Raw genomic sequence first — 279 nt, forward strand, 5'->3', positions numbered from 1 at the left:
GGCTCGTCCGATAACAACCACCGGGAGAGAACCGCCATGTGCCCCCCCGTCACCCTGGTCCGCAATGGCAACTGCGGCCTGATCACGCTCTTCAGCCCGCCGGTGAATGCCCTGAGCCAGACCGTGCGCTCTGGCCTGGTGGAGGCCCTGGACGCCGCCCTTGAGGATGCCCGGGCGGAGTGGGTCCTGCTGCAGTCCGGCGGGCGCTGCTTCTCCGCCGGCGCCGACATCAAGGAGTTCGGCAAGCCGCCTCAGGCGCCGGTGCTGCCCGAGGTGATC

The 279-nt window shown here is 69.9% G+C and carries 1 protein-coding gene; it reads left to right on the forward strand.

Annotation, left to right across the window (positions count from 1 at the left end):
- Nucleotides 1-36: 36 nt before the first annotated feature.
- A partial coding sequence (locus J5F18_RS09595; RefSeq protein ID WP_346302012.1) for an enoyl-CoA hydratase-related protein occupies nt 37-279 on the forward strand: 243 nt, incomplete at its 3' end.

This window comes from Halomonas sp. BM-2019, from assembly GCF_017584085.1.